Source organism: Nocardia sp. NPDC050793, from assembly GCF_040654065.1.
GTDB lineage: Bacteria > Actinomycetota > Actinomycetes > Mycobacteriales > Mycobacteriaceae > Nocardia.
On sequence record NZ_JBFAHG010000001.1, the window covers coordinates 639,343 to 653,395 of the forward strand.

Below are 14,053 nucleotides of genomic sequence, written 5' to 3' on the forward strand. Positions count from 1 at the left end.
CCACGACCGTCACCAGCCTCGACATCCTGCTGTGGGTCGCGATCCCCTACGCCTCGATCGCGACCTTCATCGTCGGCCACATCTGGCGCTACCGCTACGACAAATTCGGCTGGACCACCCGCTCCACCCAGCTGTACGAGAACCGGCTGCTTCGGCTGGGCAGCCCACTGTTCCACTACGGCATCCTGCTGGTGGTGCTCGGCCATATCGGCGGGCTGCTCATTCCGAAATCTTGGACCGAGGCAGTCGGAATGAGCGAGCACACTTACCATCTGCTCGCCGTCAGCCTCGGCATCCTCGCCGGCGCCGCGACCTTGACCGGTGCGGCGATCCTGATCTACCGCCGCCGCACCGTCGGCCCGGTGTTCTCGGCGACCACCCGCAACGACAAGATCATGTACGTGCTGCTGATCGGCACCATCCTGCTCGGACTCGGCACCACCGTGATCGGCAATCTCACCGACCACCCCCACGACTACCGAGAAACCGTCTCCCCCTGGTTTCGGTCGATCTTCTACCTCCAACCCGACCCCGCCCTGATGAAAGCCGCACCCATCGGATTCCAACTCCACGTCCTCGCCGCCTGGACACTGTTCGCGTTCTGGCCCTTCAGCCGCCTCGTGCACGTGTTCTCCATGCCGCTGGGCTACTTCACTCGCCCGTACATCGTCTACCGCAGCCGCGAGGCCGGGCGCCTCGGAACCCGCGCCGCTCACCGCGGCTGGGAACAGGTGCGCTGACGCCGGCACCCACGTCACGCCTTGCGAGAAGGAGTGCCCGCGCGCCGGTTGACAGACCATCGGTCGCTTGCCCGCTGTCGCGGAGCGCTCCTCCCGCGTGTCTCTGTCACAGGCAGTAGACGGTGCTCGGTGTTTCGCGATGCGGGCAGCGCCCATGGTCGACTGGTTCGCTTGGCTGGTGGCCCTATTCGACGACTTCGGCCAGTTTCGAAGCGACCCAGCGGGCCGCGGGTGGGACGGCGCGGGAAAGCACGTACATGAGGTGGGCTTCGGCGGCGATCGGTGTCACGGCGCGGTCGCGGTCGACTGCGCGCAAGATGTTGCGTGCCACGCGTTCGGGGGTGTAGCCGCGCTTCTGGTAGGTCGCGGCAAGGTTGTTGCGGCGCTGGTCGATGTTGTCGGATCCGCGGATGCGACTGTTCTTGGTGATCGCGGTGTCGATGACGCCGGGACAGATCGCCGTCACTCCGATGTCGTTGGGCTTCAGCTCCATCCGCAGCGCCTCGGACAGGCCGAGCACAGCGAACTTGGTCGCGCTGTAGGCCGACAGTTGCGGGTTGGCGAGCAAACCGGCAGCCGACGAGAGGTTCACGACATGACCGCCGCGACCACGCTCGATCATGGCCGGGAGGAAGGCGTCGCAGCCGTGGACGACGCCCATGAGGTTGATCGATACCAGCCATTGCCAGTCCTCGAGGCTGGTGTCGAGGAACCCGCCGACGAGTCCGACTCCGGCATTGTTGACGAGCATGTCCACGCCGCCGAAGCGACTCTGCGCGGCGTCGGCGAACTCGGTCATCTGCTGGGAGTCGGACACGTCGACCCGATGGGTGAGGACGTCGCGCCCGGCGGCCCGAACCGCGTCGGCGGTCTCGGCGAGGCCGGCCTCGTTGATGTCGGACAGTGCGAGGTTGGCGTTGCGGCTCGCGCACAGCAGTGCGAGTTCGCGACCGATGCCGCTGCCTGCGCCGGTGATGGCCACCGTGCGACCGGTGAGGTCGGAGGTCCTGATTCGTGATCGAGTTGTGAGCATGCTCGCACGGTAGGGACGCGCGCCCGCACGCCGCTCGTGTGCAAGCGCCAAGATGTTGGGCGTTCGTTGTCGCGGCGCCACAATCGTGAGTAGATTCGGCCGTCATGCAGGTCGAGTGGCCACCGGCGCGTGAGCCCGCAGCGCAGCGGGTCTGGCGGGAGGTGTTGCGGCCGATCGCAGCCGAGATGCGAGCATCCGCGGATGATCTGGCGGCGCGAGCGGTGGCACGAATGCGCAGCGAGTTGCCGGAGCTGTTTCCGGATGCGCAGACCGTCGAGGAGAATCTCGTCAGCACGGAGGCGAGTCTGCGGCAGCTGGCTCAGATCATCGAGTTGGCCGGGGATCCATGTCGGCTCGACCTGCCGCCGCCGACCCTGGCCATCGCCCGGTCCGCGGTGCAGCGGCAGGTAGCGCTGGCCGATCTGATGCGGTTCTATCGGCTGGCCCAGGAACAGGTGTGGCAGTGGATGTTCGCGCGCATCACCGCCGCCGCCCGAGACGCAGGCGACCAGGCGACAGCGTTGGAGTTGGCCACCGGCTTTCTGTTCGCCTACGCCGACGGGGCCATGCTCAGGGCTGAAAAGGCGTACGAAGTCGAACGTGAGGTGTGGTTGCGTGGCGCGGCCGCGGCCCGGGCGGTGGCGATCGAGGAGATCCTGTCCGGCCGCGAGCGTGACGGGCGGCGGGCGTCGTCGCGGTTGCGCTACGAGGTGAACCGGCATCATGTCGGTGCCATCGCCTGGGTGGAGCATGCACCCGAAAGCGGCGACGCCCAGCCTGTTCTCGACGACGCCTTCACCACGCTCGCCCACCTGCTCGGGGCCGAAAGCACCCTGGTTCACCCTTTGAGCTCGCTCGCGGTCGCCGGATGGGTGAGCCGCCATCAGGTACTCACCGTCGCCGACCTCGACGCGGTGACGGGGGTGCGAACACAGGCCGTGCCGCCCGGTGTGAGAGTGGCGCTCGGCGAGCCCGGACGGGGCCTGGAAGGATTTCGCCGCACCCACATCGAGGCAGATCACGCGCGGCGGGTGGCCTCGCTGATAGGTCCGCACGGAGGGGCTCTCACCCGCTATCGGGACGTCGCCGTCACCGCGCTGGCCACGGCCGACCGCGATCACGCGTTGTCGTTCATCACTCGGGTGCTGGGGCCGTTGGCCGCCGACGACGAGACCACCTACCGGCTGGCGATGACGCTGTCGGTGTACCTGGAGGAGAACCGCAGCCGCACCCGCGCCGCCGAGCGTCTGACCGTGCACCCCAACACGGTCAGCTACCGAGTCCGTCAAGCCGAGGAGATCCTCGGCCGCAGCGTCGATATCGATACCCTCGAGCTGCGGGTCGCGCTGGTGATGCTGCCGGCCGTGTCAGGTCTCCGGCGTTCCCAGGTGAACGAACTGTGACGCGAGCACAATCGGCGCCTCGAGCGTCGTCACGGCACGCCTGACGCGACCGTGCGCGCCACGACCCAGCTCAGTTTCCTTTGCGGGGTCGCGGCGATGCCGGTGAACACGCTCTGATGGCGGGTCGGGCCGAACTCGGTCAGCTGCTACTACGCGAGCTACGAACCGATCGATGACGCGATCTTCGGCGAGTCTTTCCCAGGGTCGCGATGCCGAACCGCTGTAACGACAACAGCGACACCAGCATCGTCGCCGCCAGCAGCGGCGCGGGCGAGCGGCGCGAACCGCGCCATCGCCGGCGATCACCGCTGGCCGGGCCACAGCTCTTCCGCCAATCGAATCGTCGAAGGTGTCCACGGGACGCTGACATGATCTGATGGATAGCGTCCAGAAGGGGGGCCACATGATCCAGTTGCCGATGCTGTCCGCCGTCCAGATCGCAACCGACCGGGTCCTGCTGCGCAAGGCGCGCGACGCCGATCGGGAAAGGCTCATCCAGCTACAGACCGACCCGGAGGTCTGGGCCTACATCGGAGCCCCGCGGCTGCGAGAGGATGTCGAGCAGCGCCTCGACGCGATCGGCGGCACAGCCAACGCGACCGCCACTCCCGGCCACTTCGTCATCGCCGACAAGACCACCGAGGACCTCATCGGAACATTCGAGCTCAAACGGCGCGCTGCCGACCACCCCGGTCACGTCACTGAAGACGGCGAGGAACTGGAACTGGGTTACCTGATGCGGCGCGACGCCTGGGGCGCGGGATTGGCGTTCGAGGCCGCCACCGCCGCGTTGCGCGCCGCCGCAGACGAGCTCCCCGACCAGCCGGTCCTCATAGCGACCCAGACGGCCAACAAACGCTCGCTCAGACTCGCGGCCCGCCTGGGATTCCAGCCGGTCAGCACCTTCGAATGGTTCGATGCCGAGCAGACCCTGTGCCTGGCCGGCTTGCACTCGTTCAAAGCCTGAACGGCAGGTACGCGGTCCCACGACCCGTTTCGCGACACGCCGTACAGGTGAGGTCACTTTCACCGGCACAACGCGAGCCCGAAGCCGCTCAATGACACCAGAATTCACCGACAAACGACGTCGACATTCGGATCTGGCCCACTTTCCGTGACGAAAGGTGTTGTGCCACAGCACCGCAGATCCCGGCGTCATCGTTGCCCGGCTGTGAGAAGCACGCGTTTGCGTAGTAGTGGAAGCCCAGCCCGGCCGAGACCGGTAAACCAACCCTCGGGCCACGACACCGGGGCTAGCGTCTGGTCATGAGCTGGTCTTCACCAATCTCCTCGCCGGGTGACCCGTACTACACGCTGCCGAACGGATGGGATTTCGCTGACGAGCGTCTTGCCCTGCTCGGCGCGGCCTATGACTCAGGAAGTATCGCGCTTACGCAACGGCTGGGTGTGCGTGCGGGATGGCGGTGCCTGGAAGCCGGAGCAGGCGGCGGGTCCTTCGCGCGATGGCTGTGTAGTGCCGCACTGCCCGGCGGTCGAGTGCTCGCGGTCGATGCCGACCCACGCCACCTCGCCGACCTACCCGGCCTCGGTGGCGAAGTTGCCCAGCTCGACCTTGTCGCCGACGACATCCCTGAAGGCGCATTTGATTTCGTCCACACTCGATTCGTACTGCTGCACATTGCCGACAGAGACATCGTCTTGGAGCGATTGGTCCGAGCGCTGGCACCTGGCGGCGTTCTCCTGCTCGAAGAAGGCGATGGGCTCGGCGTACTCGATGAGATGCCAGGTGCATTCGGCGAAGTCTGGCGTGCCTTTGCGCGGTTGACCGAAATCGCGGGCGCAAGTCAATCGTGGGCCCGGAACCTGCCTGCGCATTTGGAGGCGCTCGGGCTCGTCGATGTTCATGCCGAGGCGGATATCCCTATGTTTCGTGGAGGCTCACCGATGGCGCGCATGTGGAACCTGGCATGGCAACAAGCCCACGACACCCTGGTCACGCTTGGTGTCCGACCCGGGGGAATTGCCGCCGCCCAAGCCGAGCTGGAAGACGAACAGCGATGGCACTACACCCCACCCACAGTCCGCGCATGGGCCCGCCGAGACGATACGCCCGGTCTGTGAGCGGTTGTCTGCTGTTGCCATGACGCGCGCGTTCCTGCGGAGCCGCGGGGCCAGCCAGCGAACGCACTCAACTGGCCGGGATCTGGTCCTGACACCAGTCTCTAACTAGCCGCTGGGCGTTCGTTGGTCGCCTATCCGAAAACCGGCTCGGATCGATTGGGCGGCACGGACCTTTGCTCGCAGCCATAGGGCAGCGGCGAGGTACTCGCACGGGACTCCAGACCTGATCACGAAATGTTGGGCCAGATCCCGACATTCACCGCCCTAGCCACCACCCCCCTCTGCGCCCCGCCATGCCCGGGTGTCGCCTGCCGACGCTCCGAAGTCTCTTGACAAGTTATACATACATGCTTACATGTATCTCATGAAGCGGTCGGTTGACGAGGCACGGGCGACACGGGCGAGCATTCTGGCGGCAGGGTTGGCGTCGTTTGCTGAACTCGGTTGGGAGAAAACGACATTCATCGGTGTAGGCGCGCGGGCGGGTGTGACGCGCGGTGCGGTGCATCACCACTTCCCCGACAAGCTGGGTTTGCTGACGGCGGCGCTGGACGAGGGTTGGGCCGATGCCGTCGCTCCGCTGCTGGCGGCGCTCGCCGAACCCGGCACACCCGGCCAGGAGCGGTTGGTCGCGTTCGTTTCGAGCTATGTGCGGTCGTTGACCAGCGATGACCGGTTTCGCAAGCTCGCGATCGTCTCGACCATCGTCGCGCCGCAGGCGGTAGCGATCGAGCCGGGTCTGGCGGCCAAGCAGCGAGCCATGTCGGCGTGGGAGGACGGGATCCGCGCGGCGTTGGCCGACACCCGGCGCCGGCGGGGCGTTACCGCCGAGGTCGCGGTGCTGGCGATCGTCACGGTGATCCATGGCCTGACGATGACCGCCGCTACCCAGCCCGAGCTGTTGCCCGCCGACACCGCCGGTGCCCGCGCTCTGGCGCTGGCCTGCATCCACGGCCTGGTTGCCTGAATCGGCTGCGCTCATTCCATGACCGGCCGCATCTCGCGCGTCGGCGTCCTGCGACCCGGCGATATCCGGGTCGCGTTGTAGAAAGGCAGTTCTCGTGTCCGCTCCTGTGAGCGCCAAGTCGTCGACCGCGGCAGTGGTCGTCGCGTGTGTGGCGCTGTTCACCGACATGTTCATCTACGGCCTGGCGATCCCCGTGTTGCCGCTGCTGCCTGCGACCGTGGACGCGGGCCCGGCAGCGACCGGGCTGCTGTTCGCCAGCTACGCGGCCGCGATGCTGGCGGCCACACCGGTAGCCGGCGCCCTCGTCGATCGCCGCGGCCCGCGCCTCTCGCTGCTGATCGGCCTGATCGGTCTAGCCGCTGCCACAGTGGTTTTCGCGCTGGGCGCACCTTTCTGGCTACTGCTGATCGGCCGCAGCCTGCAGGGGTTCGCGGCGGGCATGGCCTGGGTGGCGAGCCTGTCGTTGATCGCGGCGACCGTGCCGTTCGCCAAGCGCGGACCGGTGATGGGCGCGGCGATGAGCATGATCAGCGTCGGCATCCTGCTCGGGCCTCCGATCGGCGGGCTGCTGGTCGAGCACTTCGGCACGGTGGTTCCGTTCCTCCTCGCCGCCGCGCTGGCGGTCATCGACGGCATCGCACGCGTGGTGTTCGTCCGCGTCGACCACCACGCCACCGACGACCCCACCGGACCGATGGCTGTCCTGCGGGTTCGTGGCACGGGCCCGGTCGTGGTGGTCGTGCTGCTCAGCGCGGCGATGATCGCCGCGATCGAACCCGTTCTGCCGTTGCACCTGATCCGCGCCTTCGACACGAACCCCCTCGGCATCGGATTGCTGTTCGGTCTGACCGTCGTCGTCGGCGCGGTTCTCAACCCGATCGTCGGCTCGCTGATCGGCAAGATCGATGCGCGCATCCTCGTCGGCCTCGGCGTCCTCACCGCCACCGCGGGCTTGGTGGTGCTCGGTCTCAGCGACCGGCTGTGGCTGGTGATCGTCGCGATGGTTCTGCTCGGCGCGGCCGTCGCGTTTCTATCCGCACCCGGCACGACCTTGATCGGATTCCAAGGACAGCACACCGACCCACCCGCACTCGGTGGCGCCTACACCCTGTTCAACCTCGCCTACGGCACCGGCCTGATGGCCGGTCCCGCACTCGCGGGCACACTGACCGACGCATTCGACCTGCGCGTCGCACTGCTGATCATCAGCGTCACGATTCTTGCCGCCGGGCTGACCGTCGCGGTGAAACTGCCCGACGCGCTCAGTGCTCCGGCCGCGCCGGCAGACCGGTCGCAGCGTCCGGCCGAGCCGACGCCACCACTGCCCTGAGCTCGCGACGCCCCTCAGCACCCGGCCCCGGTGCTCGACCGACGAGCGCATCCGCCGGAGGACTCGGCTGGAGCGGGGACCGAGTGCGAGCGTGGGGCTTTGGGCCCGTGCGCGGAGGACTTCCGACCGCCGCGGCGCGCGGGTCCGGGTTCTTAGCCTGGAACCAGACAGCCGTCCTGGCGAAGGAGGACCTCGTGGTCACCGCCCCCATTGATCAGTCCCACCGGCTCGACCCGGGCGCGATCGTCGTCGGCGTCGACGGCTCCGAGGCCGGCGACCTCGCGCTGCGTTGGGCCGCCGAGACCGCCTCGGCACGCGGGCGGCGTCTGCGGATCGTGCGCGCCCTCGACCTCGCCGCCGCCCGCGCCGTGTTCGGCTCCTACGACCTGCTGATCCCCTCCGTCACCGGCGAGCTGCGCGAGCAAGGCGCGCACGACATCGCCAGGGCGCGTCGCCTCGCCCAACACATCGACCCGACCCTGCGCATCGACAGCGAGATCTCCGACCGCGGCGCGGCCGCGGTATTGATCGACGAATCCGAGACCGCGCACCTGACGGTGATCGGCGCCGCCGGATCCGGCACCACCCTCGGGCACCTGGGTTCCACGCTGCTGGCGGTCACCGCGCACGCGCACGGCTCGGTCGTCGTCGTGCGCGACACCGGCACCGAACAACAAACCCGCCGCGACGGACCGGTCGTGGTCGGCATCGACGGCAGCGGATTCGGGCGCGCCGCGCTGGAGGCGGCCTTCGGTGAGGCCGGCGAACGCCACGCCCAGCTCATCGCGGTGCACTGCTGGACCGACCTGCGTTTCGAACGGCTGACCGGCCTGCCCGACACGATCACCGACCGCGACGTCGCCGAGGCCGCCCAAGATTTTCTGACCGAGCAGCTGACCGAGTGGACACAGAAGTATCCCGAGGTGCCGGTCCTGCGCAAGGTGTATCTGTCCGGGCCCCGCCACCACCTGCTCGAGTGGTCGAAATCGGCGCAGCTGGTCGTCACCGGCAGCCGTGGCCGCGGCGGATTCCGCGGACTGCTGCTCGGCTCGACCAGCAACGCACTGGTCCAACGCGCGCACTGCCCCATCATGGTCGTCCACCCCAGCTGACCAACCTCAGGAGAACCCGTGAATCCCACCGCTTCCACCTCCACGGTCGTCGTCGGCACCGACGGGTCGGCCTCGGCCGCATACGCCGTGCGCTGGGCCGCCCTCGACGCAGCCGCCAACCACACGCCCCTGCACATCGTCACCGCCATCGGCTCGATGGCCGACTTCGGTGTCGCATTCGGCCCAGCCGCCATCGACTTCCAGGAAATCCGAGAGGCCGGGGCGCGCACTCTCGACGAGGCGAGCGCGATCGCCGAGCAAGCCGTCGAGCCCCAGCGCCTCGAGATCATCACCGCGATGGCCGAATCCGCGCCGGTCCCCGCGCTGAAGAACTGCTCCAAGGATGCGCGCCTGCTGGTGGTCGGCACCCGCGGCCGCGGCGCGTTGCGACGCGGACTGCTCGGCTCGGTCAGCACCTCGCTGGCCCGGCACGCACACTGCCCCGTCGCGGTCATCCCCGACGAAGATCCTGTCCCCACCGAGGGCCCAGTCGTCGTCGGCGTCGACGGCTCCCCCAACAGCGCTCACGCCGTGCGCATCGCCTACGAGCAAGCCGCCGCCCGCAACGCCGAACTGGTCGCGGTCCACACCTGGTCGGAGGTCTACCGCTACATCCCGCGCGAGGAGATGCTGCAAGAAGATTCCGCGCTGCTGGCCGAAAGCCTCGCAGGCTACAGCGACCGCTACCCCGACGTCGCGGTCCGCCGCGTCGTCGTCGAGGATCGCCCCGCCCGGCGGCTCTTGCAGGAAGCCCAAGGCGCGCAACTGCTCGTCGTCGGCAGCCACGGACGCGGCGGCTTCGCCGGAATGACCCTCGGCTCGGTCAGCCAAGCCGTCCTGCACGCCGCACAGTGCCCGGTCATCATCGCCCGCCGCGAAGACTGACCACCCGGCCCTGGACACACATCATCGGGAACGAACCCCGGATGGCTGGCAGTCTCTCGAGGCCCGCGGTCGTAGTCGGGCCCGCCCAGTGCGCATGCTGCTCGCGCTCTCGGGCGACCGATGTTCATCGCCCGGTTTCGAGATCGAGCACAGCGCTCAGCAGGCGGCGCAAATGGGCCAGGTCGTCGTCGCCGAGTGCCTGACGCCATCGCTGTTCGACCTGTTCGCCGGCGGCCCGCGTCACTCGCAGCGCGTGCCTGCCGCGGTCGGTGAGGCACAGCAGTTTGGCGCGGGCGTCGGCGGGATCGCTCACGCGCGACACATACCCCGAGCGCTCGAGCGTCACCGCGACTTGGGCGACCGCCTGCGGGGACACCCCGATCTCGGTAGCCAGATCCACCGCGCGTCGGCCGCCGCCGAGCAGGCGGACCAGGACCAGCACGTGGGCGGGGCGCAACCCGTCCAGTCCCTCGGCGGCGAATACCTCGCGCAAGGTCCGGGTGTTGGCCTCGGCCAGGGCTTGGACCAGGCCGGGAACGGTGCGGTGCGCGGGGATGGTCATGACGAGCACTCTGGCAGGCAGCTCCGCGCCTCGACAAATAGACAAGACTCTTGTCTATACTCCGGTATGCCTCTGCCGCGACCGCTGCTGACCGTCCTCGCCGCCTCGGCACTTCTGTTCGCCGCCGCGGGCTGCGCCGCCCGACCCGGCGATGCGGCCGCCCAACCCACCGGATCGACCGAGCACTCGCTGGAAAGCGGCGGCATCTCGCGCGACTACCGCGTCTACCGACCAGCCGGTGCGCGCGTCGAAGCGCCGCTGGTGGTCGTCCTGCACGGCGGTTACGGCTCCGGCGCGCAGGCCGAACGCGCCTACGGCTGGAACGAACAAGCAGACGCCGACGGTTTCCTGGTCGCCTACCCCGACGGCCTGGCACGCGCGTGGAACACCGAAGGCGGCGACTGTTGCGGGCCCGCCGAGCGCCGATCCGTCGATGACGTCGCATTCGTCTCCGCGATGATCGACGACATCGCAAAGAACTACGGAATCGACCGCACCCGGGTCTATCTCACCGGTATGAGCAACGGCGGAATCATGACCTACACCCTCGCCTGCCGCACCGAGCTCTTCGCCGCCATCGCCCCCGTCGCCGCCACCCAGCTCACCGATTGCCCCACCGCCGCACCGGTCTCGGTACTGCACATCCACGGCACCGCCGACGAGGCCGTCCGCTACGACGGCAACCCCGGCGCCAACACCAGCACCGTCATCGACGGACCACCCGTGCCCGAACTGCACGCCCAATGGCGCCGCCACAATGGATGCCCCGAACCGGTGGCAACCACCGCGGGGCCGGTCACCACCGCCCGCGCCACCTGCCCCGGCGACCGGGAAGTCATCCTGATCACCATCGACGGCGCGGGCCACCAATGGCCCGGAGCCGACCGCACCCCGATGCGCGAACGCCTGCTGGGCACCGACCCACCCAGCACAGCCCTGGACGCGACCGCCACCATCGCGCAGTTCTTCGCCCGACACCATCGGTGACAGCCGATTCCGATGCTTCTGACGGTATTCCGCTCGAACGACGAGACCGTGTCGCGCCGCGCGACCCGAATGTGCCGCCGGTTGCGCGCGGCCATCGCAGTGGTCGCCGCGCGGTCCCGCCGCACTGGCGGGCCGCATGGACTACGACGGACGCGGCGCCGCCGAGTCGAGATCTTGGCCGACCAGCTGCTCCGCCCGCGGTGAGCGGCTCGGCGCGGACGATGCCCGACCGTTGGCCGATCCAACGACGACGGCGACGAGCAGCACGAAAGCGGCCAGGGCGAGCCCGGTGCGAGTGAAGTGGAACAACTCCCACCTGCGCAGGATTTCGGCGTAATCGCTCGGCGGCGTGCCGACAGCCCATTGCTTGATCCGCTGATTGATCGGCACATTCCCGAACCTGGTCACCACGAACGCGGCAAACACCAGCACGCCCGCGCCGCTCGACACCCAGCGTGACCGCCCCTTCGACCGCACAGCCAACGTCAGCGCGCTCACCGCGGCCAGGCCCATCAGCGACTGCATCACCAGCCCGTTGACCCGCATCAGCGCGGTATGGAACGTGAAACGGACATCCAAGGGCACGGCACGGAACGCGTACAAGACGTTCACCGCACCGTATCCGAACGCGCCGGCCAGCAGGCCGGGAAACAACAATGCCGCTGCCCGAACAGATTTCGCCACCATGACCACTCTTCCTTCCATCGCAACTCCGAGTTGCGATAGCATCGAGGATGCCTCGATCGACCACATATCGCAACAAGGAGTTGCAATGAGTTCCGCTCCGCCTCCGGGCCGAGGGCCGAAAGTGCGTGCCGCCGTGCTGGCCGCGGCCGTCGCGGAGCTGGGTGAATACGGCTATGCGGCCTTCGCGGTGGACAATGTCGCCCGGCGCGCGGGAGTACACAAGACGACGGTCTATCGCCGCTGGCCGGATCGCGATGCCTTGATCACCGACGCGCTCGCCGACAGCGTCGCCGCCGAGATTCCGATCCCCGACACCGGTTCGGTCGAAGACGACCTGCGGGCACTGGCCGATGGTCTCGTCAGCTGGATCGAAAGCCCTTCCGGAAGAGCGGTACTGGCGGTCATGCTGCCCAACATCACCGATCAGCCGCAGCCGCCCGCGGGCGTCCGGCACGTCTTTCGCGACCGCATCCGGCGCGCGTTACCGATCGTCGAGCGCGCCGTCGCCCGCGGCGAACTAGGGCCGGGCACCGATGCCGCCGAGATGATCAAAGCCCTGGTGGCGCCGATCTATTTCCGCGCCCTCATCACCCGCGAGAAGCTCGACCATCGAACCGCCGAGGCCGCAGCACAACTCGCACTGACCGCCGCACACGCTGGACTGTTCGGATGAGCCGGCCGCCTCGGCATTGTCCTCTCGGCATTCCGGCGGCGATACTCGCGGAAGGGACTTGCCGAACCCCGAGGAAATATTTGGGGACGGGCCGGTGCGATACCGCACCGGCCGCATCACATCCCTTCCGGTCCTTGCAAACTCAGCCAGCGGCGCCGAACCAGCGAGGCAGACGGTCGAGCAGATCCTGCTGATCGTCACCGACCCAGGCCACGTGGCCGTCCGGCCGCAGCAGCACGGCCGGCACGTCCAGGTCCTCGCTGACGTCCACGACGTGGTCGACCCGATCCGCCCACCCCCCAACCGAAAGCGAGCCGGTCTGGTCGAGCAGCAGTCCGCGACCGCCGTGCATCAGCTCGTAGAGGCGGCCCCGCTTCAACCCCACGTCACGCATCCGTCGTCCGAGCAGCTCGTGCCCCTCGCCGAAGTCGTAGCGGACCCCGATCGCGGTGATCTTCTCGACCAAGTACCGGTTCACCTCCTCGAAATCCATCAGTTCCGACACCAGCTTGCGCACGGCCTGCGGGCCCGGCTCGGTGGACATCAGCTGCATCTGCGCGCGGGTGTTGTCCAGCACGTCGGTGGCCACCTGGTGCCGTTCGGCCTGGTAGCTGTCCAGCAGATCTTCCGGGGCCCAGCCGTCGATCTCGGCGGCCAGCTTCCACCCGAGGTTGAACGCGTCCTGGATTCCGAGGTTGAGCCCCTGCCCGCCGGTCGGCGGGTGGATGTGCGCCGCATCGCCGGCCAGCAGCACCCGGCCGACCCGGTACCGCTCGGCCTGCCGGGTGGCATCGCCGAAGCGGGACAGCCAGCGCGGTGAGTGCACACCGAAGTCGGTGCCCGCGACCACCCGCAGCTGCTGTTTGAACTCCTCGAATGTCGGCGGGACCGTACGGTCATCGGCCACCCCCGCGGCGGGCACGACGACGCGATACACCCCGTCCCCGAAAGGCATTGCGCCGAACCGCTTCTCGGTCTTGCGGACTTCGGTCATCACGGCGCTCAGCGTCTCCGGCGACGCGTCCACCGCCATCTCGCCCAGCAGCGTCTCGACCCGGCTCGGCTCGCCGGGGAAGCCGACACCGATCAGCTTGCGCACCGTGCTGCGGCCGCCGTCGCAGCCGACGAGGTAGCGCGAGCGCAACTCCGTGCCGTCGGCCAGCACCGCGGTCACCCCGTGCTCGTCCTGGCTCAGCCCGACCAGCTCGCAGCCGCGCCGGATCTCGGCGTCCAGTTCGGCGGCGCGCTCGGCGAGCAGGCGATCGGTGACGGTCTGCGGGATGCCGAGCACGTAGGGATGCGCGGTGTCCAGCCGGTCGGGCCACGGCTTGTCGATACCGGCGAAGAAACCACCCACGGCGTACTTCTGACCGTGCGCGAGGAACCGCTCCAGCAGACCGCGCTGGTCCATCACCTCGATACTGCGCACATGCAGACCGAGCGCGCGAACGAACGGAGGCTGCTCCGCTTCCTTCTCCAGCACGAGCACCCGCACCCCGTGCAGCCGCAACTCACCGGCCAGCATCAAGCCGGTCGGCCCGCCCCCGGCAACGATCACATCGAACATGAACCGCCCATTCCCTCGAGTTTGC

14 protein-coding genes are annotated in these 14,053 nt (G+C 68.4%); 10 read left to right on the plus strand and 4 right to left on the minus strand.

Annotated features, from left to right (window positions below; all coding sequences use genetic code 11):
* Positions 1–23: 23 nt before the first annotated feature.
* Entirely contained in the window at positions 24–740 is a 717-nt protein-coding gene (gene narI / locus AB0H50_RS02870) for a respiratory nitrate reductase subunit gamma (RefSeq protein WP_357447217.1), read from the plus strand.
* 184 nt (positions 741–924) lie between these two features.
* Here narI and AB0H50_RS02875 read toward each other — a convergent pair whose 3' ends face one another.
* Positions 925–1,773: an SDR family NAD(P)-dependent oxidoreductase gene (locus AB0H50_RS02875; protein WP_357445743.1), complete on the minus strand. Its 849-nt coding sequence runs from the start codon at positions 1,771–1,773 to the stop codon at positions 925–927.
* A 104-nt stretch (positions 1,774–1,877) separates the two neighbouring features.
* Between AB0H50_RS02875 and AB0H50_RS02880 the strand changes: the two genes are divergently transcribed.
* The 7 genes from AB0H50_RS02880 (at position 1,878) to AB0H50_RS02910 (ending at position 9,552) form a co-directional block, all read left to right on the plus strand.
* Positions 1,878–3,176 (plus strand): helix-turn-helix domain-containing protein, encoded by a 1,299-nt coding sequence (locus AB0H50_RS02880; RefSeq protein WP_357445746.1) that lies wholly within the window; start codon positions 1,878–1,880, stop codon positions 3,174–3,176.
* A 403-nt stretch (positions 3,177–3,579) separates the two neighbouring features.
* Positions 3,580–4,143 carry a GNAT family N-acetyltransferase gene (locus tag AB0H50_RS02885; RefSeq protein WP_357445749.1) on the plus strand — a complete coding sequence of 188 codons (564 nt, stop codon included), beginning with the start codon at positions 3,580–3,582 and terminating at the stop codon, positions 4,141–4,143.
* A gap of 299 nt (positions 4,144–4,442) precedes the next feature.
* Positions 4,443–5,258, plus strand: a complete 816-nt coding sequence (locus AB0H50_RS02890) for a class I SAM-dependent methyltransferase (protein WP_357445752.1) — start codon at positions 4,443–4,445, stop codon at positions 5,256–5,258.
* A 301-nt stretch (positions 5,259–5,559) separates the two neighbouring features.
* A complete protein-coding gene (locus tag AB0H50_RS02895; protein WP_357445755.1) occupies positions 5,560–6,225 on the plus strand; it encodes a TetR/AcrR family transcriptional regulator in 666 nt (221 codons plus the stop codon).
* A 94-nt stretch (positions 6,226–6,319) separates the two neighbouring features.
* Positions 6,320–7,555: an MFS transporter gene (locus AB0H50_RS02900; protein ID WP_357445758.1), complete on the plus strand. Its 1,236-nt coding sequence runs from the start codon at positions 6,320–6,322 to the stop codon at positions 7,553–7,555.
* A gap of 194 nt (positions 7,556–7,749) precedes the next feature.
* Positions 7,750–8,667, plus strand: coding sequence for a universal stress protein (locus AB0H50_RS02905; RefSeq protein ID WP_357445761.1), 918 nt, complete (start codon positions 7,750–7,752; stop codon positions 8,665–8,667).
* 18 nt (positions 8,668–8,685) lie between these two features.
* Positions 8,686–9,552, plus strand: a complete 867-nt coding sequence (locus tag AB0H50_RS02910) for a universal stress protein (protein WP_357445764.1) — start codon at positions 8,686–8,688, stop codon at positions 9,550–9,552.
* A 124-nt stretch (positions 9,553–9,676) separates the two neighbouring features.
* Here AB0H50_RS02910 and AB0H50_RS02915 read toward each other — a convergent pair whose 3' ends face one another.
* Positions 9,677–10,114 carry a MarR family transcriptional regulator gene (locus AB0H50_RS02915; RefSeq protein ID WP_357445767.1) on the minus strand — a complete coding sequence of 146 codons (438 nt, stop codon included), beginning with the start codon at positions 10,112–10,114 and terminating at the stop codon, positions 9,677–9,679.
* Positions 10,115–10,180: 66 nt separating this feature from the next.
* On the opposite strand from AB0H50_RS02915, the gene AB0H50_RS02920 reads away from it, so the two are divergent.
* Complete coding sequence (locus tag AB0H50_RS02920) at positions 10,181–11,101, plus strand: PHB depolymerase family esterase (protein WP_357445770.1); 921 nt, start codon at positions 10,181–10,183, stop codon at positions 11,099–11,101.
* 141 nt (positions 11,102–11,242) lie between these two features.
* Here the strand turns inward: AB0H50_RS02920 and AB0H50_RS02925 are convergent, their stop codons facing one another.
* Positions 11,243–11,806 (minus strand): DUF1772 domain-containing protein, encoded by a 564-nt coding sequence (locus AB0H50_RS02925; protein ID WP_357445773.1) that lies wholly within the window; start codon positions 11,804–11,806, stop codon positions 11,243–11,245.
* Positions 11,807–11,873: 67 nt separating this feature from the next.
* Here AB0H50_RS02925 and AB0H50_RS02930 point away from each other — a divergent pair, with 67 nt between their 5' ends.
* Entirely contained in the window at positions 11,874–12,461 is a 588-nt protein-coding gene (locus tag AB0H50_RS02930; protein WP_357445776.1) for a TetR/AcrR family transcriptional regulator, read from the plus strand.
* Positions 12,462–12,603: 142 nt separating this feature from the next.
* Here AB0H50_RS02930 and rox read toward each other — a convergent pair whose 3' ends face one another.
* Positions 12,604–14,028 (minus strand): rifampin monooxygenase, encoded by a 1,425-nt coding sequence (gene rox / locus AB0H50_RS02935; RefSeq protein ID WP_357445779.1) that lies wholly within the window; start codon positions 14,026–14,028, stop codon positions 12,604–12,606.
* Between the last annotated feature and the right edge of the window lie 25 nt (positions 14,029–14,053).